Here is a 23,778-nt window from a genome sequence, read left to right as displayed (position 1 = left end):
TCTGTCTTCGGGCGTGCCGTACCGATCTCAGGGCTTCTGCGTATGTCCTGCCTCGGTGGCCGGCGCCCGGCTCGTGACGCCGGCGGCGGCGACCCGATCCAATACGGTCCAGGCATCGTCCAGCGGGATGTCCTGGATGAGGTACAGCTTCTTACCCGCTGCCGTGGCGGCGCCCACCGTGGCCAGGCCGGCCCGGCGCTGCCAGAAGGTCTGCCGCACAGTCCAGCCGATGATGCCGGGTGCTTCGAGACAGGTGCGTTCGCGGTCCAGGGAGCCGGCGCGGACGATCAGCCAGGCGGGGGAGCCGCCGCCGGCGGGGACGACCGCGTGACCGAGGCCGCGATAGCGGTCCTCGGCGAGCAGCGCGCAGACCGATGCGAGGACGACCGGCAGCAGCCACCACCACACCGCGACATCCTGGTCCAGCGCAGTCGCCAGGAAAAGGGCCATCGCGGTGAGCGGAACCGGCCAGCAGGCCCGGATGTAGCGGCGGCGCCGGGCGGCCGGGCCGTGCCGGGCCAGCGGAATATCGGTGAGGGCGGCCGGTGGCGTCGCCGGCGCGGCGATATTCGGGTCCCTATGCGGACTCAGCAGCCGGGCCAGGGTCCGTTCGACCGCCGCGCGCGGGGCCTGTGGCAGGATCTTCTGGCGCGGGTTCTCGCCGGTCATCACCGCTTCCAGTTGTGCGGCTCCGGCGCGGCGCAACAGTAGCGGTTCGCGGATGGTGGCGCCGCGCAATCGTGCCGTGTCGAGGGTGATCCGGCGCAGCGTGAACAACCCGCGGCGGATCTGCAGGGTGCTGCCGTGGTCGGTGACGCGGAGTCCGTAATAGGTGGCCAGGTAGTGCGCACACGCCGCCACACTGACCACGACCACCAGAGCGGCAAGCGCCGCGAGGCCGGCCGCCAGCAGCGACAGCACCTCGAGATCGCGCACCGTGTCGACGGTGTCGTGGCCGATGCTGATCTCGGCGGCACCGAAGCCGAACTGCGCGGCCAGGCCGAGCGCCGAGGCGGCGAGCGCGAAACCGGTCAGCGACAGGGGCGCGTACCGGACCCAGCCCGGCTGCCAGTGGCCGATCTCTTCGCCCTGCTCCGCCGTGGGAACCTCCGGCCCGGCATCCGGGATGTGGGCCGGACCGGGATCGCCGGCGGCGGTATGCGGCGTACGGGTGTGGGCCAGCAGTTCGGCGCGCAATGGCCGGACCTGTGCGGCGGCGAGTGCGTCCAGCCGGAACCGGTCCCCGGCATCGGCTTCCTGCCCGGTACCGATCACCACCACGGCCAGGCCCAGGATCCGGTGCAGCGGGTCGGCCTCGATATCCACCGACCGGATGCGTGCCCGCGGCACCGCGAGTCGTCTCCGCCGGACCAGGCCGGTACGTAACTCGACATGCGTCGGTCCGACCCGGTAGGTGGTGGTGAACCAGAGGGTGAGCGCGTACGGGACGACGAAAACCAGGCCCAGCAGGCTGTAGAGCGGGTTACCGGAGCTGACGCCCAGGATGACCGCGCCGATCACGGCGGGCAGGAACTTCACGATCTCCTGGATCGGATGGACCAGCAGCATCCGCCTGTCCAGGCGTAGCCAGGGCCCGTCCTCGCCGGGGATAGGGGTGGTCTCCGCCGCGGCGGCCGGGCTCGGCCCGGACGCCGGACGCGATCCGGTCATGTGGCGTCACCGCGGTGCCGCGCCGCGATCTCGGTCAAGCGCGTCACCGTCTGCTCGGCCACGGCGCGATCCAGCAGGCTGATGTGCACCGCGCCCGCGGACGAGGCCGTGGTCACCGTGACCGTCGACAGGTCGAGGATGCGCTCCAGCGGGCCGCGTTCGGTATCCACCGTCTGCACCCGGGAGATCGGCGCGACGCGGCTCTCCTGGGTCAGCCAGCCCGAACGGGAGTAGACGGCAGCCGCGGTCACCTCCCAGCGGTGGACCCGGTATCGCCAGCGGGGCACCACGATCGTGGTGAGCGCGGCCGCCAGGACCACGGCCACCCCCACGGCCGCCTGCCAGGCCCGGCGGTCGGGGTCGAAGACGACCCACCCGAGCAGGACGGCGAATACACCGAGCCACGACAGCGCGATCTGCGCGGTCCACAGCGTCTTCGCGCGCGGACTGGGCCGCCACGACGGATCGGCCAGGACGTCGGGTGATCGTGGCGGGCTGTCCGGCGACATATATTCATCGTCGCACGGTTCGACGTGGGGCCGACTGTCCATCGATGGCGACCCTCGCGCCCATACAGTGATGTGAGCCCGTCCAGGTTGTCCAGGAGCATATCTTCCTGCCCGGCCCGGTCCGCCGGAATGGGTCTGCGTTCGTGGTCGGGGCCCCCGCCCCTGGTTCTGGACCGACACAGCGAGGGAGCGCAGCGACCGATCGTGTGCAGTCGACCGTTCATGGATCGGTGACCATTGAGCACTTACAGTGCTGTGAGCCTCCGCAGGCCGGTCCAGGCGCACGACAGCAGGCACCTTCTGTCTATTCCGGATGGTCTGCGTTCGTGGTCGGGGCCCGCCCCCGATTCTGGACCGACGGAGCGAAGGAGCGCAGCGACCGATCGCAGGAGGGAGGAATCGGGGTCACAGGGCCCCGACCCGCGCGCCGGAGGCGCGCAAATAAACACAGCCCGGCCTGCACGGAATAGCCCGGGAGGCACCGCGGTTGTGAACGCTCAACGACCTGGGAGGAGACAGTTCCGGATGTGTGCCGCATGATCGAGGGCGTGACCGACCTACCCGAACCGACCGTCCCGACTCCCGTGCCGACCCCGTCCGCCATGCGCCGGGCGCTGCGCCGGGCACGTGACGGGGTCACGCTGAATGTCGACGAGGCCACGGTGCTGTTGCACGCGCGCGGCGACGACCTCGCCGACCTGTGCCGCAGTGCCGCCCGGGTACGTGATGCCGGGCTGGCCTCGGCCGGGCGGCCCGCCACGATCACCTATTCGCGCAATGTGTTCATTCCGCTGACCCATCTGTGCCGCGATACCTGCCACTACTGCACTTTTGTGACAGTGCCGGGGAAGTTGCGGGCCCAGGGGCGCGGCATGTTCCTGGAGCCCGACGAGGTGCTCGATATCGCGCGCCGCGGTGCCGAGCTGGGCTGTAAGGAAGCGCTGTTCACCCTCGGCGACCGGCCCGAGGCCCGCTGGCCCGAGGCCGCGCAGTGGCTGGACGAACGCGGCTACGATTCCACCCTCGACTATCTGCGCGCGGTATCCATCCTGGTGCTCGAGGAGACCGGGCTGCTGCCGCATCTGAATCCGGGCGTCATGTCGTGGGAGGAGATCTCACGGCTGAAGCCGGTGGCGCAGTCGATGGGCATGATGCTCGAGACCACCGCGACCCGGCTGTTCACCGAAAAGGGCAACTGCCATTACGGCAGTCCCGACAAGGACCCGGCGGTGCGGCTGCGTGCCATCACCGACGCGGGCCGGCTGTCGGTGCCCTACACCACCGGGGTGCTGGTGGGTATCGGCGAGAACATGGCCGAACGGGCCGACACCATCGCCGCGATCCGCAAGCAGCACAAGGCGTTCGGTCATATCCAGGAAGTGATCGTGCAGAACTTCCGGGCCAAGGACGACACCGCCATGCGGCACGCGCCCGACGCGGACTTCACCGAATTCCTGGCCACCATCGCGGTGACCCGCCTGCTGCTCGGCCCCGACGTCTCGGTGCAGGCACCGCCGAATCTGGTATCCGGCGAGGAATGCCGGGCCCTGCTGGAAGCCGGTATCGACGACTGGGGCGGCGTCTCGCCGGTCACTCCCGACCATGTGAATCCCGAGCGGCCCTGGCCCAACCTGGATACGCTGGCCGAGATCACCGCCGCTGCCGGTTTCGAACTGGTGGAACGCACATCGGCGCATCCGAAGTACGTGCGGGCGGGTAATCCGTGGATCGACCCGCGGATCGGCGCGCATGTCGCGGCTCTCACCGACGCCGAGACCGGACTGGCGAAGGCCGGGGCACTCCCGGTGGGTCTGCCCTGGCAGGAGCCGGACGAGTCCTGGGAGTCGGCGGGTCGTACCGATCTGAACACCGAGATCGATACGACCGGCCGCAATACCGATACCCGCAGCGATATCGACAACGCGTTCGGCGACTGGGACACCATCCGCGAACAGGTCCGCGATCTGGCCGCCGCGCCCCAGCGACTGGATGCCGACGTACTGGCCGCGCTGCGCGCCGCCGAACGTGATCCGGCAGGCCTCACCGATGGCCAGTACCTGGCGCTGGCCACCGCCGACGGGCCCGATCTGGAAGCCGTCGCGGGTCTGGCCGACCAGTTGCGCCGCGATGTCTGCGGCGACGACGTCACCTATGTGGTGAACCGCAATATCAACTTCACCAATATCTGCTACACCGGGTGCCGTTTCTGCGCGTTCGCGCAGCGCAAGGGGGACGCCGACGCTTTCACCCTCAGCACCGGCGAGGTCGCCGACCGGGCCTGGGAGGCCTACGTCGACGGTGCGACCGAGGTGTGCATGCAGGGCGGTATCGACCCCGATCTGCCGGTGACCGGCTACGCCGATCTGGTGCGCGCCGTGAAGGCGCGGGTGCCCTCCATGCACGTCCACGCCTTCAGCCCGATGGAGATCGTCAACGGTGCCTCCCGCGGTGGGGAAAGCGTCCGCGACTGGCTGACCGCATTGCGCGAAGCCGGGCTGGGCACCATCCCCGGTACCGCGGCCGAGATCCTCGACGACGAGGTCCGCTGGGTGCTCACCAAGGGCAAACTGCCCGCCTCCGCCTGGATCGATGTGGTGACCACCGCCCATCAGGTCGGGATCCGGTCGAGCTCGACCATGATGTACGGGCACGTCGACAACCCCAGCCACTGGGTGGGGCACCTGCGGGTACTGCGCGGTATCCAGGACGAGACGGGCGGTTTCACCGAATTCGTCCTGCTCCCGTTCGTGCACCAGAGCGCCCCGCTCTACCTGGCCGGCGCCTCCCGTCCGGGTCCGACGAACCGGGACAACCGGGCCGCGCACGCCCTGGCCCGGATCATGCTGCACGGCCGGATCGACAACATCCAGACCAGCTGGGTGAAACTCGGCACCACGGGTACCCGGGTGATGTTGCGCAGCGGCGCCAACGACCTCGGCGGCACGCTCATGGAGGAGACCATCTCCCGGATGGCCGGTTCGCAGCACGGGTCGGCGAAGACGGTGGCCGAACTCACAGAGATCGCCGAGGGTATCGGCCGGCCGGTCCGGGAACGTACCACCACCTACGGTGTTCCACCCGCGAGGAGTACCGCGGTCCCCGGCCTGGAACTCGTCTAGCCGCGTGGCCTTCGGCTGAAGGCGCGCAGCGACCGAGCAACAGTGGGTTACCGGAACACGAAGCTACGGCCGGGCGACGCCGGAGGTGGCATCGAGTATTAGGGCAGGCTCACCCGGCGTAGCCTGTGGGGCGCCAGGGATACTTGTGTGCGGGCGCAGTTACCCGGAGAAGGAAGACTTAGGAGCGGGAGTGACGTACATCATCGCCGAACCGTGCGTTGACGTGAAGGACAAGGCATGCATCGAGGAATGCCCTGTGGACTGCATCTACGAGGGCGGTCGCATGCTCTACATCCATCCCGACGAATGCGTTGACTGTGGTGCGTGTGAGCCGGTCTGCCCGGTGGAGGCGATCTTCTACGAGGACGACACGCCCGATCAGTGGAGCGGGTACGTCAACGCCAATGTCGACTTCTTCGACGAGCTGGGCTCGCCGGGCGGTGCCACCAAGCTGGGCAAGGTCGATTCCGATCCGGCGTTCATCAAAGAGCTGCCGCCGATGGCGGACGAGTAGAGCATTCACACGATGAGCACCGAGGTTTCCGAACGCCGCCGGGTGAGTGCGGCGCTGCCCGACTTCCCGTGGGACACCATCGCGGAGGTGAAGGCGCGGGCGGCCGCACATCCGGGCGGACTCGTCGATCTGTCGGTGGGTACGCCCGTCGACCCGGTCGATCCGCTGATCCGCGCGGCGTTGAGTTCGGTCGCCGAGGTGCCCGGCTACCCGACCACGCACGGCACGCCGGAGTTGCGTGCCGCTGCGGTGGCCGCGCTGACCAGGCGTTTCGGTATCACCGGGGTGCCCGAGGCGGCGGTGTTGCCGGTGATCGGCACCAAGGAGCTGATCGCGGGGCTGCCGCGGCTGCTCGGGCTGGGGCCCGCGGACCTGGTGGTGATCCCCGAGGTCGCGTATCCGACCTACGAGGTGGGCGGACTGCTCGCCGGGACCCGGATCCTGCGCGCCGACGGACTCACCCGGCTGGGTCCGGAGACGCCGGCGCTCATCTACCTCAACTCACCGTCCAACCCGACCGGCAAGGTACTGGGTGTGGAGCATCTGCGGAAGGTGGTGGCCTTCGCGCGGGAACGCGGTGTGATCGTCGCGTCCGACGAGTGCTACCTGGGACTGGCCTGGGAAGAACCGGCCGTTTCGATTCTCGACCCGCGGGTCTGCGACGGTGACCACACCGGGCTGCTGGCGGTGCATTCGCTGTCGAAGACGTCGAATCTGGCGAGTTACCGGGCCGGATTCGTGACCGGTGATCCGGAGTTGGTGGCCGAGTTGCTGGAGGTGCGCAAACATTCCGGCATGATGGTGCCCTTCCCGATCCAGGCGGCGATGGCGGCGGCGCTGGGCGACGATACGCACGAATCGGTACAGCGGCAGCGTTATCGGGCCCGCCGGGAGATCCTGCGATCGGCGTTGCTGGATGCCGGTTTCCGGATCGACCACTCCGAGGCCGGGCTGTATCTGTGGTCGACTCGCGGAGAACCGTGCCGGACCACCCTCGATTGGCTGGCCGAGCGCGGCATCCTGGCGGCTCCGGGCGAGTTCTACGGTCCCGCGGGCGCCGAGCACGTGCGTATCGCATTGACCGCGACCGACGAGCGGATCGAGACGGCGGCGCAGCGGCTGCGCGGCTGACCCGGCACCGCCGCCGGGCGGCAGTGCGGTAACGACTCCGCACAGATTCGCGCGTCGAGTGCGGGCACGGCCGGGCGGGCGGCGCTAGCCTGGGGTATGGACGCTGTCACAGTTGTCCCCACCCCCGGTAACGAGCCGGTGCACACCTACGCGCCCGGGAGCCCCGAGCGGGAACGTCTGCTCGGCCGGCTCGCCGATATCTCCGGCAGCACCACCGAGATTCCCCTGGTCATCGGTGGTAAGCATCGTCCGGGTATCGGTGTGCGGCGGGAGATCGTCGCGCCGCATCGACACCGGCAGGTACTCGGGACCTATACCGACACCACGCATACCGAAGCCGCCGCGGCGATCGATGCCGCCATCGCGGCCGCTCCGCAGTGGCGTGCGCTGCCGTTCGACGAACGCGCCGCGGTGCTGTTGCGGGCCGCGGACCTGCTGGCCGGACCGTGGCGGGAGACTCTCGCCGCGGCGACCATGCTGGGCCAATCGAAATCGGTGGCACAGGCCGAGATCGACGCACCGTGCGAACTGGTCGACTTCTGGCGGTTCAATGTCTCCTTCGCCCGGGACATCCTGGCCCAGCAGCCCCGGTCGAGCACGGGGGTGTGGAACCGGCTCGACTACCGCCCGCTCGAGGGTTTCGTCTACGCGATCACCCCGTTCAATTTCACCGCGATCGCGGGCAATCTGCCGACCGCGCCCGCGCTCATGGGCAATACGGTGGTGTGGAAACCCTCGCCCACTCAGACGCTGGCCGCCTATTACACGATGAAACTGCTGGAGGCGGCCGGTCTGCCGCCCGGTGTGATCAATATGGTCACCGGCGACGGCCGGGAGCTGTCCGAGGTCGCCTTGGCCGACCCTCGTCTGGCCGGTATCCATTTCACCGGTTCGGGCGCCACCTTCCAATATCTGTGGAGCCAGGTGGGCGCCAATATCGGTCACTACCATGGGTATCCACGGATCGTCGGAGAGACCGGGGGCAAGGATTTCATCGTCGCGCATCCGTCGGCGGACCCCGCCGCCCTGCGCACGGCCATGATCCGCGGCGCCTACGAGTATCAGGGCCAGAAATGCTCGGCGGCCTCCCGGGCCTATCTGCCGCGTTCGCTGTGGCGGGAGATGGGTGACGATTTCCTCGGTATCGCCGAGGGGCTGAGCTACGGCGATATCGCGGATCTGTCGAATTTCGGTGGGGCGGTGATCGACCGGCGCGCCTACGACAAAAGTGTGCGGGCGATCGAGCGCGCGCGGTCGGCCGGGGTGGAGGTGCCCGTGGGTGGCACCTACGACGACAGCGAGGGCTGGTTCGTCCGGCCGACGGTGCTGCTCGCCGACGATCCACGAGACGAATCGTTCGCCACCGAATACTTCGGCCCGATCCTGTCGGTGTACGTGTACGACGACTCCCAGCCCGAGGCCTACCGCACGGTCCTGGCCGAGGTGGAATCCACCGCCCCCTATGCTCTGACCGGCGCGGTATTCGCACAGGACCGGCACGCGGTGGAGGAGGCCGCCCGGCTGTTGCGGTTCGCGGCCGGCAACTTCTATGTCAACGACAAGCCGACGGGGGCGGTGGTGGGGCAGCAGCCCTTCGGCGGGGCACGTGCCTCGGGCACCGACGACAAGGCCGGGTCCCCGTTGAACCTTTTGCGCTGGGTGGCCCCGCGCACCTTGAAGGAGACCTTCGTCCCGCACACCGACCACCGGTACCCGCATATGGAGCAGGGATGAGCGCCCCGCCCCGCGCCGGTGCGCGGCCCGCGGACCTGCCCGGTCCCGGCGGGGAGTTCCGGTGAACCCGCTGCGTCCGGCGATTCTCGCCGCCGCCGGGTCGGACCGGATGAAACGAACCCTCACCACCAGCCCGGCCACCGCGTCGATGGTCCAGCGCTTCGTCCCCGGGGAAGCCCGGTCGGATCTGATCGCCGCGGCCCGCGCACTACTGATGAGCGGGCGGGCGGTGAGCGTCGACTTCCTGGGCGAGAACACCACCGACCGCGTTCAGGCCGACGCGGCGGTGGCCGAGTACCTGGCATTGATCAACGATCTGGCGGCGCTGCCCACCACCGAGGTACCCGCCGGCGCCGCGCCGCTGGAGGTGTCGGTCAAATTGTCCGCGCTCGGACAGGCGCTGGGCCCCGACGGCCCGGCGATCGCCACCGAGAACCTGCGCACTGTGTGCACCAAGGCGGCCGAGGCCGGGGTGTGGGTGACCGTGGACGCCGAAGACCACACCACCACCGCCGCCACACTGGCCACCACCGCCCGGGTCCGTCCGGATTTTCCCTGGCTGGGCACGGTGATCCAGGCCTACCTGTACCGCAGCGAGGACGATTGCCGCGACCTCGCCGACGCCGGTGCCCGGGTGCGCCTGTGCAAGGGCGCCTACCGGGAACCGGAAACTGTCGCCTACCAGCGACGAGTCGATGTGGACCGCGCCTACCTGCGCTGCCTGCGAGTCCTCATGCGGGGCGCGGGCCGCCCGCTGGTCGCCTCCCATGATCCGGTGGTTCTCGCGGCGGCGGCCGACCTCGCGACTATCACCGGTCGTCGTCCCGGCCGGGTGGAATACCAGATGCTGTACGGCATCCGCACCGACGAACAGCTCCATCTCGCCGACCGCGGGGATTTCGTCCGGGTCTATGTGCCCTACGGTCACCAGTGGTACGGATACCTCATGCGCCGGCTCGCGGAACGGCCGGCGAACCTGACCTTCTTCCTCCGCGCTCTGGCCGGGCGATAAACCCCGCTCAGACCAGGGGTTTGCCCTTACGGATCCGGCGGCGCATATCCCACAGGTAGTAGTTCATCGGGAACTGGCGCAGGATCCGGGGCTGGATCTTCAGGCCCAGGCCGATGAGTTTCACGGTGCGGTCGAACCAGCGCTGGTTGCTCGCGGTCCAGGTGAGGTGCATTTTCTCGCGGATCTGCGGTGGCAGGCAGCCGGTGACGACGAACCGGTGGAATCGTGCCGACACCCACTGGATCGGGCGCGCCACCATCTTCAGATCGATGAGGTCGTTGAAGTAGGCGCGGGTGGTGTCGTCGATTTCCAGGGCGTCGAGATTCTCTTCCCAGAACCGCCAGAACGCGGCGCGGTCGGCCGGCCACATCTCCGGCCGTACCTGCAGGGTGGTGCCGAGCCGGATGCTGTGGGCGTAGAAGGTGTCGGCGGTCGGCTCGTCCATCGGGCCCTGGACCTTTTCCAGGAGGTCGACGAATCCGAAGTACAGGCAGGCGGCGACCCACAGCTGGAGTTTCGGGTCGAAGGCGTTGTACTTGACCGGGCTGGTGGGTTTGGTGCGGATGTGGCGGTGGGAGGTGTTGACCGCGAGCCGGTAGGCATTGCGTTCTTCGTCGGTGCCCAGCATGGCGACGGCGAGATAGGTGAGGGTGGTGCGGAGCCGTTTGAAGGGGTGCTCCATGACATTGCCGCTCTTGACGTCGCTCTCCATCACGCCGTAGGCGACCGGCCGCAGACCCAGCTGCATGATGACGTTCGCGGTGCCGCCCAGGAATGCGGTGACTCCGACGATGTGATCGTTCATATCGAAGTCGGGCGCGTACAGCCGCTGGGGTTCGGGATCGTTCATGGGAGCGGGCCGGGGAGCGGTCATCGGTGACCTCTTTCGTATGAGAAGATTATATGATAACCATCTCATTCTCTCGATGTTGCGTCAACCGCGGCCGCAATTGTGCGATGCTTACTGTGTCATTGCATCGCCGAGCGCGGGAAGGTGCCGAGATGGGTGCCCTGGCTCAATTGTTGCCTCTGGTGCGAACGCCGCGCCGAGATCAAGATCAATCCGTGCTGTCCGCGGCGTTGCAGGCCTTCCTCGACTTCGGGATCAAGCGCACGAGCATGGTCGAGGTCGCCCGGCGCGGCGGGCTCTCGCTGGCCACACTGTACCGGCGCTTCTCCAGTAAATCGGATCTGATCCAAGCGGTCGGTTTGGCGCAGACGCGCGATTTCATCGAGGGTGTGGATGCCGCGGTCGCGCAGCAGATCGAGCGCGACGCCGGCGCCGAGGACCAGATCGTGGAGCTGTTCGTCGCGTTCCTGGCCGGGCTGCGCGGTAACGAACTGCTGGACCGGCTGCTCAACACCGAACCGGAAATCGTGCTGCCCTACCTGACCACCCGGGGCGCCCCGGTGATCGAATTGGGCCGCGATTACGTCGCCGAATTCATCACCCGCCTCCAGGGCGAAGGCAAACTTCCGGTCTACGATCCGCTGCCGCTGGCCGAAATGATCGCGCGCACCGCGCTGTCGCTGGCGTTGACCCCGCAGACCGTTATCCCGCTGGACGACGATATCGCGGTGCGCAGATATGCGCGCGATCATGTGGCGGTCTCGTTCCGGGTACCGGGCCAGGTCAGCGAATCCTGATATTCGAACGAACTGCTTTTCATATCCGCGAAATCGAATCAGACGAGCTTCAGTCCGAACCTGCGCCGTATCCGGAAATCGAACAGATAGGCGTTGACCGGGAAGGCGCGCAGCGGCGCCGGCAGGATCGCCGATACGCGGCCCAGCCGGCGCAGCAGGCGCCCGAACCGGCGCTCGTCGTCCGCGGTCCAGTCCATGCCCATCTCCGCACGCAGCCGCGGGGGTAGCAGGCCCGCGGTGACCCACCGGTTGAAACGGCCGCCCAGCAGTTGTACCGGGCGGGGGAACATCTTCAGATCGACGATTTCGTTCAGCATGTCCCGGACCGGCGGATCGATCCTGGTCTCGGCCGAGTTCTCGGCCCAGTAGCGGTCGAAGGCGGCCAGGTCCGCCGGCCACGACTCCGGCGGCACCTGCAGCGTGGTGCCCAATCGTGCCGAATGGCGGTAGATGGTCTCCTCGAGTTCGGCGTCCGGCCGGCCGTGCATCCGTTCCCGGAGATCGCGCGCTCCCCAGTACAGGCAGGCGGCCACCCACAATTGCAGATCGCGGTCGAACGCGTTGTAGCGCACCGGGCTCTGCGCGTTCGAGCGCACCTGCCGGTGCGATGTGTCGACGGCTTCCCGGTACGCGGCCCGCTCGGCGGGGCTCCCGAGCAGTGCGACCGCCAGATAGGTGAGGGTGGTGCGGGTGCGTTTCACCGGGTGCAGGGTCAGTTTTCCACTGTCGACCGGGCTTTCCAGAACTCCGTAACCGACCCCGGGGACGGCGAGCTGCATGATCACATTGGCGGCCGCGCCGAGTATCGCGGCGCCGTCGATATAGGGCCGGAAATCGAATTCCTCGTCGTTCACCGCAGCGGCCGGTCCATCGGCGGAGCCGGATACGGGCGGCCCCGCGCCGGGTGTGCTGGTCATGGAAGTCACCGTTCGAGGGCTCGAGAAAGCTGACGATTCACCTTCTCGCTGCCGCCCATATGTGTCAAGCGACGCCGGAAATAAATCGATCCCGGCCCCGCGCGGGACCGGACATGGTATGCGCAATGCGAATCGATAAAGTTTCACTGCGGGATGTGGAATTCACGCCGGACGAATATGCGAAGCTCCGACCGGCGAATTCCCCGGAATTATCCGGGCAGGTGCCCGACCGCCCGCCGGGGCCGGGGCAGTAGTTTGGGCGCATGTCCTACGGCCACCGCCTGCTCAGCTCTCTCGACCCCCTCGCCGTCGCCGCGGGCGCCGATATCCCGGACGCCGTGACCATCGACGGTGCGACACTGTCCCGCAGTGATCTGCTCGGGGCGGCCACCTCGGTGGCCGAACGCGTCGCCCGGGCCGACCGGGTCGCCGTGCTGGCCCGGCCGACGGCGACGACGGTGCTCGCCGTGGTCGGCTGTCTGATCGCCGGGGTCACCGTGGTGCCGGTGCCGCCCGATTCCGGACCGGCCGAACTCGGCCATATGCTCACCGATTCCGGCGCCCAGGCCTGGCTCGGCGAAGCGCCGGAGGGGACCGGCCTGCCGGTGGTCCCGGTGCGGAGACATGCCCGTTCCTGGCACACCTATCCCGAGCCCGACCCGGCCGCGCCGGCGTTCGTGCTCTACACCTCCGGTACCACCGGCGCCCCCAAAGGCGTGGTGCTGAGCCGCCGGGCCATCGCGGCCGGCCTCGACGCGCTCGCCGACGCCTGGGCCTGGACCGCGGCCGATGTCCTGGTCCACGGTCTGCCGCTGTTCCACGTCCACGGGTTGATCCTGGGTCTGCTGGGACCGTTGCGGGTCGGCAGTCCGCTCGTGCACACCGGGAAACCGACCCCCGCGAACTACGCGGCGGCCCCCGGCACGATGTATTTCGGCGTGCCGACGGTCTGGTCCCGGATCGCCGAGGAGCCGGCCGCGGCCAAGGAACTGGCCGCGGCCAGGCTGTTGATCTCCGGAAGCGCCCCGCTGCCGGTGCCGGTGTTCGAGCGGCTCGCCGAACTCACCGGGCACCGGCCCGTGGAACGCTACGGGATGAGCGAAACCATGATCACCCTGTCGGCCCGGGCGGACGGCGAGCGCAGGCCCGGCTGGGTCGGCGTACCGGTGCGCGGGGTCGAGACCCGGCTCCGGGACGAGGCGGGACAGCCGGTACCGCACGACGGCTCCGGTATCGGCGGTCTCCAGGTACGCGGGCCGATGCTCTTCGACGGCTATTACGGCCGCCCCGAGGCCACCGCCGACTGCTGGACCGAGGACGGGTGGTTCCGCACCGGCGATGTCGCCGCCATCGACGCGGACGGCTTCCACCGGATCGTGGGCCGCGAATCGGTGGACCTCATCAAATCCGGCGGCTACCGGATCGGGGCGGGCGAGGTGGAGACCTCGCTGCTCGGCCATCCGGCGGTCGCCGAAGTAGCCGTTGTGGGCCTGACCGACGCGGACCTGGGGCAGCGTATCGTCGCCTTCGTGGTCCCACGCGATGCGGCGCCGGCGGAACAGGAACTCATCGACCACGTGGCCGGGGAACTCTCGGTGCACAAGCGGCCCCGCGAGATCCGGTTCGTGGACGCGCTGCCGCGTAACGCCATGGGCAAGGTCCAGAAGAAGCTGCTGGCTTGACCACCGGGGTCCGCCCGTATCTTGACCTGAACTTCGATCGAGGTTTTACGGTTCGATCATGAACACCACGCTCACCCGGGACCATATCGACTACCTCGCCGGACAGCGGCTCGGCCGGCTGGCCACCGTCGCACCGGACGGGGCACCGCAGAACAATCCCGTCGGATTCCGCTACAACCCCGAGCTCGGCACCATCGATATCGCGGGCTGGAACATGGGCCGATCCCGGAAGTTCCGCAATCTCGCGCGTAACAACCGGGTGGCCTTCGTGGTCGACGATATCGCCTCGGTCCAGCCGTGGCGGGTGCGCTGCCTGGAGATTCGGGGCACCGCGGAAGCACTCACCGATACGGCCACCTACATCGGGCCGGAGGAGAGCGAACTCATCCGCATCCACCCCGAACGCGTGATCGCCTTCGGACTCTGAGCCCGCCGCCGGCTCCTAGTTGTGGGCGTGCAGGACCTCGTTGAGTTCGATACCGGTGCCGGCCCGCGGCACCACCTCCACGGTGCCGGTGCGTGAGTTGCGGCGGAACAGCAGGTTGTCCTTGCCGCTCAGTTCCGCCGCCTTCACCACGGTGCCGTCCGGGGCGGTGACCTTGGTGCCGGCGGTGAGGTAGAGGCCGGCCTCGACAACGCAGTCGTCGCCGAGCGGAATGCCCAGCCCGGAATTCGCGCCCAGCAGTGAGCGCTCGCCGATCGAGATGACGGTGGTGCCACCGCCGGAGAGGGTGCCCATGGTGGAGGAGCCGCCGCCGATATCGGAGCCGTCGCCGACCACCACCCCGGCGGAGATCCGGCCCTCGACCATGGAGGTGCCGAGGGTGCCGGCATTGAAGTTCACGAAGCCCTCGTGCATCACCGTGGTGCCGGCGGCGAGGTGCGCGCCGAGGCGGACCCGGTCGGCGTCGCCGATGCGGACACCGGACGGGACCACGTAGTCGACCATGCGCGGGAACTTGTCGACGCTGTACACGGTGACCGGGCCACGCGCACGCAGTTTGGCACGGGTGATCTCGAATCCCTCCACCGCCGCGGGACCGTGGTTGGTCCACACCACATTGCTGAGCAGGGCGAACTGGCCCTCCAGGCTCACCTCGTGCGGCCGCACCAGGCGGTGGGAGAGCAGGTGCAGCCGCAGATACACATCATGCGCGTCCACGGGAGCGGCCGAGAGATCGGCGATAGTGGTGCGCACCGCGACCACATCGACGCCGCGCGCCGGGTCCGGGCCCACCAGTTCGGCGAATTCCGCAGGCACCGTGGCAAGGCGTTCGGTGCCGGTGTCACCGAACTCACCCAGCTCCGGGCCGGGGAACCAGGTGTCCAGCACGGTCCCGTCGGTGGTCACGTTGGCGATGCCGATGGCGGATGCTCCCTGAGTGCTCACGACACGGAAGCCTACCCACCGGCGGTCCGAAACGGTCGGGCCCCTCTACGCTCGTACGCTGTGAACCTCGACCTGCACGCCGACCCCATCGCACTCACCGCAGCCCTCGTCGACATCCCGAGCGTCTCCCGGGACGAGGCCGCGATCACGGCCGCCGTGGAAACGGCGCTGCGCACCCAGACCAGCGGTTTCGAGGTGCTGCGCCGCGGCAACGTGGTGCTCGCCCGGACGAACCGCGGGCTGCCGACGCGGGTCGTGCTGGCCGGGCATCTGGACACCGTGCCGATCGCGGACAATGTGCCCGGCCGGTTCACCATCGAGAACGGCGCCGAGGTCTTCTACGGTTGCGGTTCGGTGGATATGAAATCGGGCGACGCGGTGTTCCTGCATCTGGCCGCCACCGTCGCCGAACCGGTCCACGATCTGACGCTGATCTTCTACGACTGCGAAGAGATCTCCGCCGAATTCAACGGGCTCAATGCCATCGAGCGGGAAGCGCCGGAGTGGCTGGACGGCGACCTGGCGATTCTCGGCGAACCCTCCGGCGGCTGGATCGAGGCCGGTTGTCAGGGCACGCTGCGGGTCCGCGTGCGGACCGCCGGGGTGCGCGCTCATTCGGCCCGCTCCTGGCTCGGCGACAACGCGATCCACCGGTTGGCGCCGATCCTGGCCCGGCTCGCGGAGTATCGGGCCCGGGAGGTCGAGATCGACGGCTGCCGCTACCGCGAGGGGCTTTCCGCGGTCCGCGTGGGTGGCGGGGTCGCGGGCAATGTGGTGCCGGACGAGGCCGAGGTCGACGTGAACTTCCGGTTCGCCCCGGACCGTTCGGTGGATCAGGCGATCGCCCATGTGCGCGAGGTGTTCGCGGATCTCGACCTCGACCTGGAGGTCACCGACTCCGCCGCCGGCGCGCTGCCGGGCCTCACCGCTCCCGCGGCACGCGGTCTGGTCGACACGGTGCTGGCGCACGGGTCGGCGGGTGTGCGGGCCAAGTACGGCTGGACCGACGTCTCCCGGTTCGCCGCCCGCGGCATCCCCGCCGTGAACTTCGGCCCCGGTGATCCCAACCTCGCGCACAAACGCGACGAGCACGTGCCGCTGGCCCAGATCACCGCGGTCACCGAGATGCTGCGCCGCTACCTCACCGTTCCGGCCTAGCAAGCTCCGGCGGAACCCCGGCCGCTTTCCGATCCGGCACCGATCGACTTCGACGGATTCGTGGTGATTGCCGTCATGATCTGCCGCACGCTTCCGGCGCCGAGTTCAGCGTGGCCCCGAGGACGAGGCCCGGCCCGCCGTTCAGGCCTCGAAGCGCAGGCGCGGCAGGCACGAGTCCCGAGGCCCGACGGCGGGACCGAGGGGGCCTCGACCCCGCGCGCGCCGCCGCGCCAAATACACTGCGGCCATGTCTACCGACGCCGCCGAATCCGGGATGGTCGGCAAACCCAAGGCCCGCTACCGCGGGCCCATCATGTTCCGCCGGGAACGGACCCCGCGGGGCACCACCGCCGACCAGCATCTGCTGGATCAGCGCAGCGACAGCGACTGGGTCCATACCGACCCGTGGCGGGTGCTGCGGATCCAGGCCGAATTCGTCGAGGGCTTCGGTGCCCTGGCCGAGGTCCCGCGCGCGGTGAGCGTCTTCGGTTCGGCCCGCACCGAACCCGGCAATCCGGAGTACCAGGCCGCGCGCGACCTCGGCGCGGCCCTGGCGACCGCCGGTTTCGCGGTCATCACCGGCGGCGGCCCCGGCGTGATGGAAGCCGCCAACCGCGGGGCGTCCGAGGCCGGTGGCTACTCCATCGGACTGGGCATCGAGCTGCCGTTCGAACAGAGTCTCAACGACTGGGTCGATCTGGGCATCAACTTCCGCTACTTCTTCGTGCGCAAGACGATGTTCGTGAAGTACTCCCAGGCCTTCGTCTGCATGCCCGGCGGGTACGGCACCCTGGATGAACTGTTCGAGGCGCTCACCCTGGTGCAGACCCGCAAGATCACCCGGTTCCCGATCATCCTGTTCGGCAGCCGGTACTGGGCGCCGCTGGTCGACTGGATCCGTGAGTCCCTGGCCGCCGACGGTCGCATCTCCCCGGGTGATATCGATCTGCTGCACGTCACCGACTCGGTCGCGGACGCGGTGCGCATCATCGAGGAGTCCGAACCGGGCGCCGCCACCATCGAGAAGGTCGGTACGGAGGACGAATGGTGACGCCACAGCCCTTCGCGGTGTGTGTGTACTGCTCGGCCAGCACCACCGACCCCGACCAGCTAGAACTGGCGGCCCGGGTGGGCACCGAAATAGCCCGGCGCGGGTGGCAACTGGTATCCGGCGGCGGGCACGTCTCCATGATGGGCGCGGTGGCCACCGCCGCCCGGGCCGGCGGCGCCCACACGGTCGGCGTCATACCGAAACACCTCGTCCATCGCGAGGTGGCCGATGTGGACGCCGACGAACTGGTCGTCACCGACACCATGCGCCAGCGCAAACAGGTGATGGAGGACCGCTCCGACGCCTTCCTCACCCTCCCCGGCGGTATCGGCACCCTCGAGGAGTTCTTCGAAACCTGGACCGGCGGTCACCTCGGCCAGCACAACAAGCCGATGGCGATCCTCGACCCCGCCGGGCATTACAGTGGCCTGTTCGCCTGGCTCACCGAACTCCACGACCGCGGCTTCGTCCCGCAGGCGGCCCTCGACCGCATCACGGTCACCCCCGACCTCACCGAGGCCTTCGCGGCACTGGGCAAGGACTCGGATCAGTGAACTCGACCGGTGGCGGGCCAATAGGTGCCTGTTCGCAAAGGGAAACGCCGGACTCTGGACGCCGACGCAATCCAGTGTGTCGAGTTTTGCGAGACACCTCAAAGGGTTGAGGCCCGTCTCGCCGTTTCGGCCTCGAAAGCGCCCGCGCGAAGCGCAAGTCTCGAGGCCGAAACGGCGAGACATAAGGGGGCCTCGACCCCGCGCGCCGCAGGCGCGCCATAAACTCAGCTCATGTTCGAGCCCGTCCGGCCGTCGCCGACTCTCTGCGGCCGGACCGTCGCGACGGATCGCGCGCTGGTGATGGCCATTGTGAACCGCACCCCCGATTCCTTCTACGACCGCGGCGCGACCTTCGGTGATTCGGCCGCGCTGGCCGCGGTGGCGCGGGCGGTGGACGAGGGCGCCGACCTGGTCGATATCGGTGGAGTGAAGGCCGGCCCGGGGGAGCATGTGGACGCGGCCGAGGAGTCGCGGCGGGTGGTGCCGTTCGTGGCGGCGATCCGGGCGGCCTATCCCGACCTGTTGATCAGTGTGGACACCTGGCGGTCGGAGGTGGCGCGGGCGGCCGTGGCCGAGGGAGCCGATCTGATCAACGACACCTGGGCGGGCGCGGATCCGGAGTTGGTGCCGGTGGCGGCCGAGACCGGGGCCGGCATCGTATGCAGTCACACCGGCGGAGCGGTGCCGCGTACGCGGCCGCATCGGGTGCGGTACGCCGACGTGGTGGCGGAGGTGACCGATACCGTGGTGCGGGCGGCGGAACAGGCCGCGGCCGCGGGGGTGCGCCGGGATTCGATCCTCATCGACCCGACCCACGATTTCGGGAAGAACACCTATCACGGACTCGCACTGTTGCGGGCAGCGGACGTTCTTGTTAAAAGCGGGTGGCCGGTCTTGATGGCGCTGAGCAACAAGGATTTCATCGGAGAGACATTAGGTGTCGGACTTTCCGAACGGCTGGAGGGCACATTGGCGGCAACAGCCTGGTCGGCCGCGGCCGGTGCGCGCGTTTTCCGCGTGCACGAGGTCGCCGCGACCCGTCGCGTCGTGGACATGATCGCCGCGATCCAGGGCATCCGGCCCCCCGTACGAACTCTGCGAGGTCTCGTATGAAATTTTCCCATCACGAGCCCGGCTGGGCAGCGACCCATACGTGGGATGCCCCCGACTGGTCGGTGGCCGAGCTGGTCGCCGCCAAGGCCGGCCGCACCGTCTCGGTGGTGCTGCCGGCGCTGAACGAGGAGAGAACCGTCGCCGAGGTGGTGGCCAGTATCCGTCCGCTGCTGGGCACGCTGGTGGACGAGCTGGTGGTACTGGATTCGGGGTCGACCGATGCCACCGCCGAACGCGCTCGCGCGGCCGGCGCGGAGGTGATCACCCGGGAGCAGGCCGTACCCGAGCTGGAGCCCTCCCCGGGCAAGGGCGAGGTGCTGTGGCGTTCGCTGGCGGTGACCACCGGTGATCTGGTGGCGTTCGTCGATTCCGACCTGATCGATCCCGACCCGGCTTTTGTGCCGAAGCTGCTCGGCCCGCTGCTCACGACTCCCGACCTGCACCTGGTGAAGGCGTATTACCGGCGCCCGCTGCGGCACGGCGGTGGGGTGGACGCCCACGGCGGCGGCCGGGTGACCGAGCTCGTGGCCCGGCCCCTGCTGGCCGCGCTGCGGCCGGGGCTGACACAGGTGCTGCAGCCGCTCGGCGGCGAGTACGCCGGGAGCCGGGAATTACTGACGGCGGTCCCGTTCGCGCCGGGGTACGGCGTGGAGATCGGGCTGCTGCTCGATACCTATGACCGGCTGGGCCTGAGCGCTATCGGGCAGGTGAACCTGGGGGTGCGCACCCATCGCAACCGTCCGCTGGCCGATCTCGGTGTGATGAGCCGGCAGATCCTCGGTACGGTGCTGGGCCGCAGCGGGGTCCCGGATTCGGGGGCCGCGCTGACCCAGTTCCTGTTGATCGGGGACGAGTTCACCCCGCACAGCACCGCGGTGGATCTGGTCGATCGGCCGCCGATGAACACCATCCGGCCGGACGTCGCGGCCGCGTGAGTCTCCGGGACCGGACCGCGACGCCCGCCGACGTCAGTGGTCCGGGTCCGGCTTCTCCACCGGTGGTTCGTCTCCGGTCTCCGTGGGCTGCTCGTCTCCTGGCTTCTTCGCCGCGCTGCCGAGGGCTTCGGTTTCCGGCGGTCGTTCGGGTCCGGGCTTCTCGGCTGTCCGGCCGGAAACCTCGGGTTCGGCGTCGCCGGTGCGGGGTGTGGAGTCCGCGGCGGGCGGTACCCCGGGTCCGGCGTCGGTCGATGTGGGCGGTGTGACGACGGCGGCCGCGGGACGGCCGTCTTCGGCCGCCGGTTCCGATCCGGCGCCGGTTTCCGGTCGGTCTTCGCCGGGCTCTTCGTCTGATCCCTCTTCGGTTACTTCCTCTTCGGTGGGTTCCTGTTCGTTTTCCAGGCGCGCGCGGAGTTCGGCGACCGTCACGTACTCGCTCTCGGCGGAATGCGGGGCGCGCAGCCACAGGACGAGGGTGATCAGCAAGCCCACCGCGACCAGTGCCACCGCCAGGATGATCAACGCGTTCACCTGCGCCTCCACGAATTATCTTTTCGGAGCCGACAATCGCCACCGCGCACCCCAGGGGTGCCGAGTAATGCTATGGCTATCGAAGCGTCGGACCCGGGTAACCGGTCGCGGTAAATGAAATGGGCCTACTGCGCACCACAGTAGCAATTCTTCGACCAGCTAATATTCGCTGCCGCTATCGGTCTTTCGGCGTGTCGGCAGGACCGGCCGCCGGTCTTTTCGTCATCGGTGCGGCCTCGCGTTCAGCGGCGCTGGCGTACCGCCTGGGGACGGGAATCCACCGGTTCGTGGAGGTAGACAGGAGTGAGTAGATCGGCGTCCACGGGTTCGCCGGTGGTGCGTTCGTAACGGACGCCGATCAGTACGGAGAAGCGGCGGTTGGCCGCTCGTTCGTGCAGGGTCGCCAACCGGGTGGCCAACAGCCGTACCGCACCGAGTGAACCCGGCGGGTGCAGGCCGTCGAGAACCAGGATCGAACCGCGGCCGTCCGGACGAGGTAGGCGGGCGAGGTAGGCGATATCGTGCGGTTCCGGGCCGGCCGGCCGGTAGATGCGCCGGGCGGCGCGGTCCTCGATACCGCGGCGGCCGTCCCCGGGGCGGGCCACCGCGCGGCGCAGGCGTGGGTCGGCGGCGATGAGATGGCGCAGGCTGGGCGACAGTTCCGGGCCGCCGAGCACGATGAGGCCGTCCCGGAGCAGATCGATCGGGCGTCCCGGGGCGAAGGGTTCGATGGTGACCGCGAAGCCGAGTTCTCGTAGCTGTTCGGCCAGCCGGGGCGCCGCCGCCGGGTCGGGTGCCCCGATCAGCCTGCCCGCGCGGGTATCCGGGACCAGCAGGGTCAACGGTCCGTGCCCGAAGAACAACCCCTCGGGTGCCGGACCCTGGGTGCTCACCTGGTGGATACGGGCGCGGGAAAGGCCCGCCGCGGCACCGATTCTGGCGAAGGTCCACCCTTCGGCGTGTAACTCCCTGATCACCGCGCGCCGAATTCGGGTGAGTTCGTTGATGGTCTGCTGAGCCGCTGCGACGCCTTCGGTGGCGGCCTTGAGTCGCTCGACTTTGTCTTCGATCGCGAATATTCGCGCCACGTCATCGGCCGACATGTGCGAAGTCTAGACAGGGAGACGCTCAATGGCGTCTAGACTGGTTGACGGTCAGGTGGCGTCGGTATCGATCGGAGGACGTTCGTTGCGCTCCAAGGGTTTATCCAACTTGGGCATAGGGTAATCTGGCATACCGCTGTGTGTTCCCAGTACATTCTTGCTGTCCGGCAGGGCGCCGTCGAGATCCTTGAAAAGGGAATCATCGCCGTTCAGGAGATGTTTCGTCACCACCGAACGCGGTGACATACTGCGTAATTCCTGGAGATCGGCGAGTGGTTTACGCAGCTCCTCGAATTCGGGCCCGAGTTCGGACCGCAATTGCGATGTCGCGCCGGTGGCGTAATCGCGAACTTGCCGCAGGCTGCGCGCAGTCCACCGCGCGGCGCCGGGCAGGCGCTCCGGACCGAGGATCACGAGGGCGGCGACGAGTAGCACGAGCATCTCGCCCCACCCGATACTGCTGAACACTCCTATAGGCTACCCGGCGCCGCGACCAGCGGGTCAGTCGGAGGCCAGCGTCACCGGGATGTCCACCTGCCGGCCTTCCCGGATGAGTTGGACGTTCACCGTCTGGCCGATCTTGTTCGCCTGCACCGCCACCACGAGTTCGTCGGGATTGGTGACTTCGCGGTCGCCGATCCGCACAATCACATCGCCCTCGACGATCCCGGCGTCGGCGGCGGGGCCGCCCGGCTGGACATCGGCGACTTCGGCGCCGCTCATGACTTCGTTGGCGACGGTCTTCTGCCGGGCGCTCACCCCGATCATCGGGTGATGGATCGACCCGTCGCGGATGAGCGTCTGGGCCACCTGGGTCATCTGGTCCACCGGGATGGCGAAGCCGAGCCCCACCGAACCGCCGCTCTCGCTGCGGATGGCGGTATTGATCCCGATCACCCGGCCGTCCGCGTCCACCAGTGCGCCGCCGGAATTGCCCGGGTTGATCGAAGCGTCGGTCTGTACCGCGTCGATCACCGCTTTGGTGTCGCTGCCCTCACCCTCGAGTTTCACCGGGCGGTGCAGCGCGCTCACGATGCCGGAGGTGACGGTTTTGCTCAGGCCCAGCGGGGATCCGATGGCCAGCACCGCGTCTCCGACTTGCACGTCATCCGATTTACCCAGCTGTGCGACCGTGAGATTTTTCACATCTACCTTGAGTACCGCGAGATCGGTCTTGGGATCGCGCCCCACGATATTGGCCGGTGTCCGGGTGCCGTCGGAGAAGGTGATCTGGATCCGGGCCCGCCCGGACTGGTCCTGCGCCGCCATGGAGATGACGTGGTTGTTGGTGACGATATAGCCGTTACCGTCGATGACGACCCCGGAGCCGGTGGCGCCGTTGTCGCCGACGGTGGTGCGGATGGACACCACCGACGGCAGTACCGCGTCGGCCACCTGGGCGATCGGGCCGTGCGGCTGGTCGCTGTCGGTCTGTTCGAGACTGACCTTGCGGGAGGTCAGGGTCGAGGCGGTTTCCGCGGTCAACCGGCCGACCAAGCCCCCGACCAGCCCGATCGCCAGCGCGATCGCGCCGAGGGCGAGCAATGCCTTGGGCGCGACCCGGGACCCGAAGAGCACCTGCCGGGCAGAGAGTTGCTCGGCGCGCGGCAGTTCCCGCGCGGCCGGTGTGGCGAGCGCGGGAGCGCCGAGGCGGGCCGCCGAATCCGGATCCCGCCAGGGATCGGCAGGGCCCGCTACCGGTTCGCGCTCGTTGTCGGCGTCGGGATCGCGCTGCAGCAGTTCGGTGGAACCGGGGGGCCGGCCGAAGGCCTCGGCCAGCACGGCACGCGGCGGGCCCTTCGGCGCCACCTGGACCGGGGCATCGGTGTCCGGGCGGGCCGGGCGTGCGGCGAAGGACCCGGACTGACCCGACGGCCGGCGGAAGGCATTCGCGGTATGTGAGTCCACATGGGGTCGATAGACCGGCCGCGGGGCCAGCACCGGCGCGTCGGGCGGGCGCAGAGTGCCGTTGTCGGTCGTCGTGCCGTTTTCATCCACCGAATCAGC

Annotated in this window: 22 protein-coding genes; 13 read left to right on the top strand and 9 right to left on the bottom strand. The window is 68.8% G+C overall.

Going from position 1 to position 23,778, the window contains the following annotated elements:
- Window positions 1-27 precede the first annotated feature (27 nt).
- Complete coding sequence (locus ON38_RS20190; protein WP_083872884.1) at window positions 28-1,671, bottom strand: PH domain-containing protein; 1,644 nt, start codon at window positions 1,669-1,671, stop codon at window positions 28-30.
- Window positions 1,668-2,180: a PH domain-containing protein gene (locus ON38_RS20185; protein WP_039826453.1), complete on the bottom strand. Its 513-nt coding sequence runs from the start codon at window positions 2,178-2,180 to the stop codon at window positions 1,668-1,670. Before ON38_RS20185 ends, ON38_RS20190 begins: the two co-directional genes overlap by 4 nt.
- Before the next feature lie 536 nt (window positions 2,181-2,716).
- On the opposite strand from ON38_RS20185, the gene ON38_RS20180 reads away from it, so the two are divergent.
- The 5 genes from ON38_RS20180 (at window position 2,717) to ON38_RS20160 (ending at window position 9,690) form a co-directional block, all read left to right on the top strand.
- Complete coding sequence (locus tag ON38_RS20180) at window positions 2,717-5,299, top strand: bifunctional FO biosynthesis protein CofGH (RefSeq protein ID WP_039826452.1); 2,583 nt, start codon at window positions 2,717-2,719, stop codon at window positions 5,297-5,299.
- Window positions 5,300-5,489: 190 nt separating this feature from the next.
- Complete coding sequence (gene fdxA, locus ON38_RS20175) at window positions 5,490-5,813, top strand: ferredoxin (protein WP_039826451.1); 324 nt, start codon at window positions 5,490-5,492, stop codon at window positions 5,811-5,813.
- Between the two features lie 12 nt (window positions 5,814-5,825).
- Window positions 5,826-6,944, top strand: a complete 1,119-nt coding sequence (gene dapC, locus ON38_RS20170; RefSeq protein ID WP_039826450.1) for a succinyldiaminopimelate transaminase — start codon at window positions 5,826-5,828, stop codon at window positions 6,942-6,944.
- Between the two features lie 96 nt (window positions 6,945-7,040).
- Entirely contained in the window at window positions 7,041-8,678 is a 1,638-nt protein-coding gene (gene pruA, locus ON38_RS20165; RefSeq protein ID WP_039826449.1) for an L-glutamate gamma-semialdehyde dehydrogenase, read from the top strand.
- Between the two features lie 109 nt (window positions 8,679-8,787).
- Window positions 8,788-9,690: a proline dehydrogenase family protein gene (locus ON38_RS20160; RefSeq protein WP_083872892.1), complete on the top strand. Its 903-nt coding sequence runs from the start codon at window positions 8,788-8,790 to the stop codon at window positions 9,688-9,690.
- A 7-nt stretch (window positions 9,691-9,697) separates the two neighbouring features.
- Here the strand turns inward: ON38_RS20160 and ON38_RS20155 are convergent, their stop codons facing one another.
- Window positions 9,698-10,564 carry an oxygenase MpaB family protein gene (locus ON38_RS20155; protein ID WP_083872882.1) on the bottom strand — a complete coding sequence of 289 codons (867 nt, stop codon included), beginning with the start codon at window positions 10,562-10,564 and terminating at the stop codon, window positions 9,698-9,700.
- A 128-nt stretch (window positions 10,565-10,692) separates the two neighbouring features.
- Between ON38_RS20155 and ON38_RS20150 the strand changes: the two genes are divergently transcribed.
- Window positions 10,693-11,337, top strand: a complete 645-nt coding sequence (locus ON38_RS20150) for a TetR/AcrR family transcriptional regulator (protein WP_039826446.1) — start codon at window positions 10,693-10,695, stop codon at window positions 11,335-11,337.
- A gap of 38 nt (window positions 11,338-11,375) precedes the next feature.
- Here the strand turns inward: ON38_RS20150 and ON38_RS20145 are convergent, their stop codons facing one another.
- The gene (locus ON38_RS20145) at window positions 11,376-12,254 is read right to left on the bottom strand and encodes an oxygenase MpaB family protein (protein WP_083872880.1); all 879 of its coding nucleotides are present in this window, start codon (window positions 12,252-12,254) and stop codon (window positions 11,376-11,378) included.
- Window positions 12,255-12,517: 263 nt separating this feature from the next.
- Between ON38_RS20145 and ON38_RS20140 the strand changes: the two genes are divergently transcribed.
- Both ON38_RS20140 and ON38_RS20135 read left to right on the top strand, forming a co-directional pair.
- On the top strand, window positions 12,518-13,936 hold the full coding sequence (locus ON38_RS20140; RefSeq protein ID WP_039826445.1) for an acyl-CoA synthetase: 1,419 nt from the start codon (window positions 12,518-12,520) through the stop codon (window positions 13,934-13,936).
- 58 nt (window positions 13,937-13,994) lie between these two features.
- On the top strand, window positions 13,995-14,363 hold the full coding sequence (locus ON38_RS20135; protein WP_039826444.1) for a PPOX class F420-dependent oxidoreductase: 369 nt from the start codon (window positions 13,995-13,997) through the stop codon (window positions 14,361-14,363).
- A gap of 15 nt (window positions 14,364-14,378) precedes the next feature.
- Here the strand turns inward: ON38_RS20135 and dapD are convergent, their stop codons facing one another.
- Entirely contained in the window at window positions 14,379-15,326 is a 948-nt protein-coding gene (dapD, locus tag ON38_RS20130) for a 2,3,4,5-tetrahydropyridine-2,6-dicarboxylate N-succinyltransferase (RefSeq protein WP_039826443.1), read from the bottom strand.
- A 60-nt stretch (window positions 15,327-15,386) separates the two neighbouring features.
- On the opposite strand from dapD, the gene dapE reads away from it, so the two are divergent.
- The 5 genes from dapE (at window position 15,387) to ON38_RS20105 (ending at window position 20,137) form a co-directional block, all read left to right on the top strand.
- The gene (gene dapE, locus ON38_RS20125) at window positions 15,387-16,484 is read left to right on the top strand and encodes a succinyl-diaminopimelate desuccinylase (protein WP_039826442.1); all 1,098 of its coding nucleotides are present in this window, start codon (window positions 15,387-15,389) and stop codon (window positions 16,482-16,484) included.
- 247 nt (window positions 16,485-16,731) lie between these two features.
- Window positions 16,732-17,535 carry an LOG family protein gene (locus ON38_RS20120; RefSeq protein ID WP_051164997.1) on the top strand — a complete coding sequence of 268 codons (804 nt, stop codon included), beginning with the start codon at window positions 16,732-16,734 and terminating at the stop codon, window positions 17,533-17,535.
- A complete protein-coding gene (locus tag ON38_RS20115; protein WP_039826440.1) occupies window positions 17,529-18,089 on the top strand; it encodes an LOG family protein in 561 nt (186 codons plus the stop codon). The genes ON38_RS20120 and ON38_RS20115 overlap by 7 nt, the downstream gene beginning before the upstream one ends.
- A 231-nt stretch (window positions 18,090-18,320) precedes the next feature.
- On the top strand, window positions 18,321-19,202 hold the full coding sequence (folP, locus tag ON38_RS20110; RefSeq protein WP_039826439.1) for a dihydropteroate synthase: 882 nt from the start codon (window positions 18,321-18,323) through the stop codon (window positions 19,200-19,202).
- Window positions 19,199-20,137: a glucosyl-3-phosphoglycerate synthase gene (locus ON38_RS20105; protein WP_039826438.1), complete on the top strand. Its 939-nt coding sequence runs from the start codon at window positions 19,199-19,201 to the stop codon at window positions 20,135-20,137. Before folP ends, ON38_RS20105 begins: the two co-directional genes overlap by 4 nt.
- Window positions 20,138-20,170: 33 nt before the next feature.
- On the opposite strand, the gene ON38_RS20100 is transcribed toward ON38_RS20105, so the two are convergent.
- From ON38_RS20100 to ON38_RS20085, 4 genes are all read right to left on the bottom strand, one after another.
- Window positions 20,171-20,668: a hypothetical protein gene (locus ON38_RS20100; RefSeq protein ID WP_218000806.1), complete on the bottom strand. Its 498-nt coding sequence runs from the start codon at window positions 20,666-20,668 to the stop codon at window positions 20,171-20,173.
- A gap of 242 nt (window positions 20,669-20,910) precedes the next feature.
- The gene (locus ON38_RS20095) at window positions 20,911-21,771 is read right to left on the bottom strand and encodes a hypothetical protein (protein ID WP_039826436.1); all 861 of its coding nucleotides are present in this window, start codon (window positions 21,769-21,771) and stop codon (window positions 20,911-20,913) included.
- Window positions 21,772-21,822: 51 nt separating this feature from the next.
- On the bottom strand, window positions 21,823-22,239 hold the full coding sequence (tatB, locus tag ON38_RS20090; protein ID WP_039826435.1) for a Sec-independent protein translocase protein TatB: 417 nt from the start codon (window positions 22,237-22,239) through the stop codon (window positions 21,823-21,825).
- Between the two features lie 33 nt (window positions 22,240-22,272).
- A complete protein-coding gene (locus ON38_RS20085; RefSeq protein ID WP_039826467.1) occupies window positions 22,273-23,769 on the bottom strand; it encodes a S1C family serine protease in 1,497 nt (498 codons plus the stop codon).
- Window positions 23,770-23,778: the final 9 nt, after the last annotated feature.

This window comes from Nocardia testacea NBRC 100365, from assembly GCF_000308775.1.
GTDB lineage: Bacteria > Actinomycetota > Actinomycetes > Mycobacteriales > Mycobacteriaceae > Nocardia > Nocardia testacea.
The sequence above is the reverse complement of the archived record's forward strand: the minus strand, read 5'-3'. Positions and strand labels throughout refer to the sequence as shown.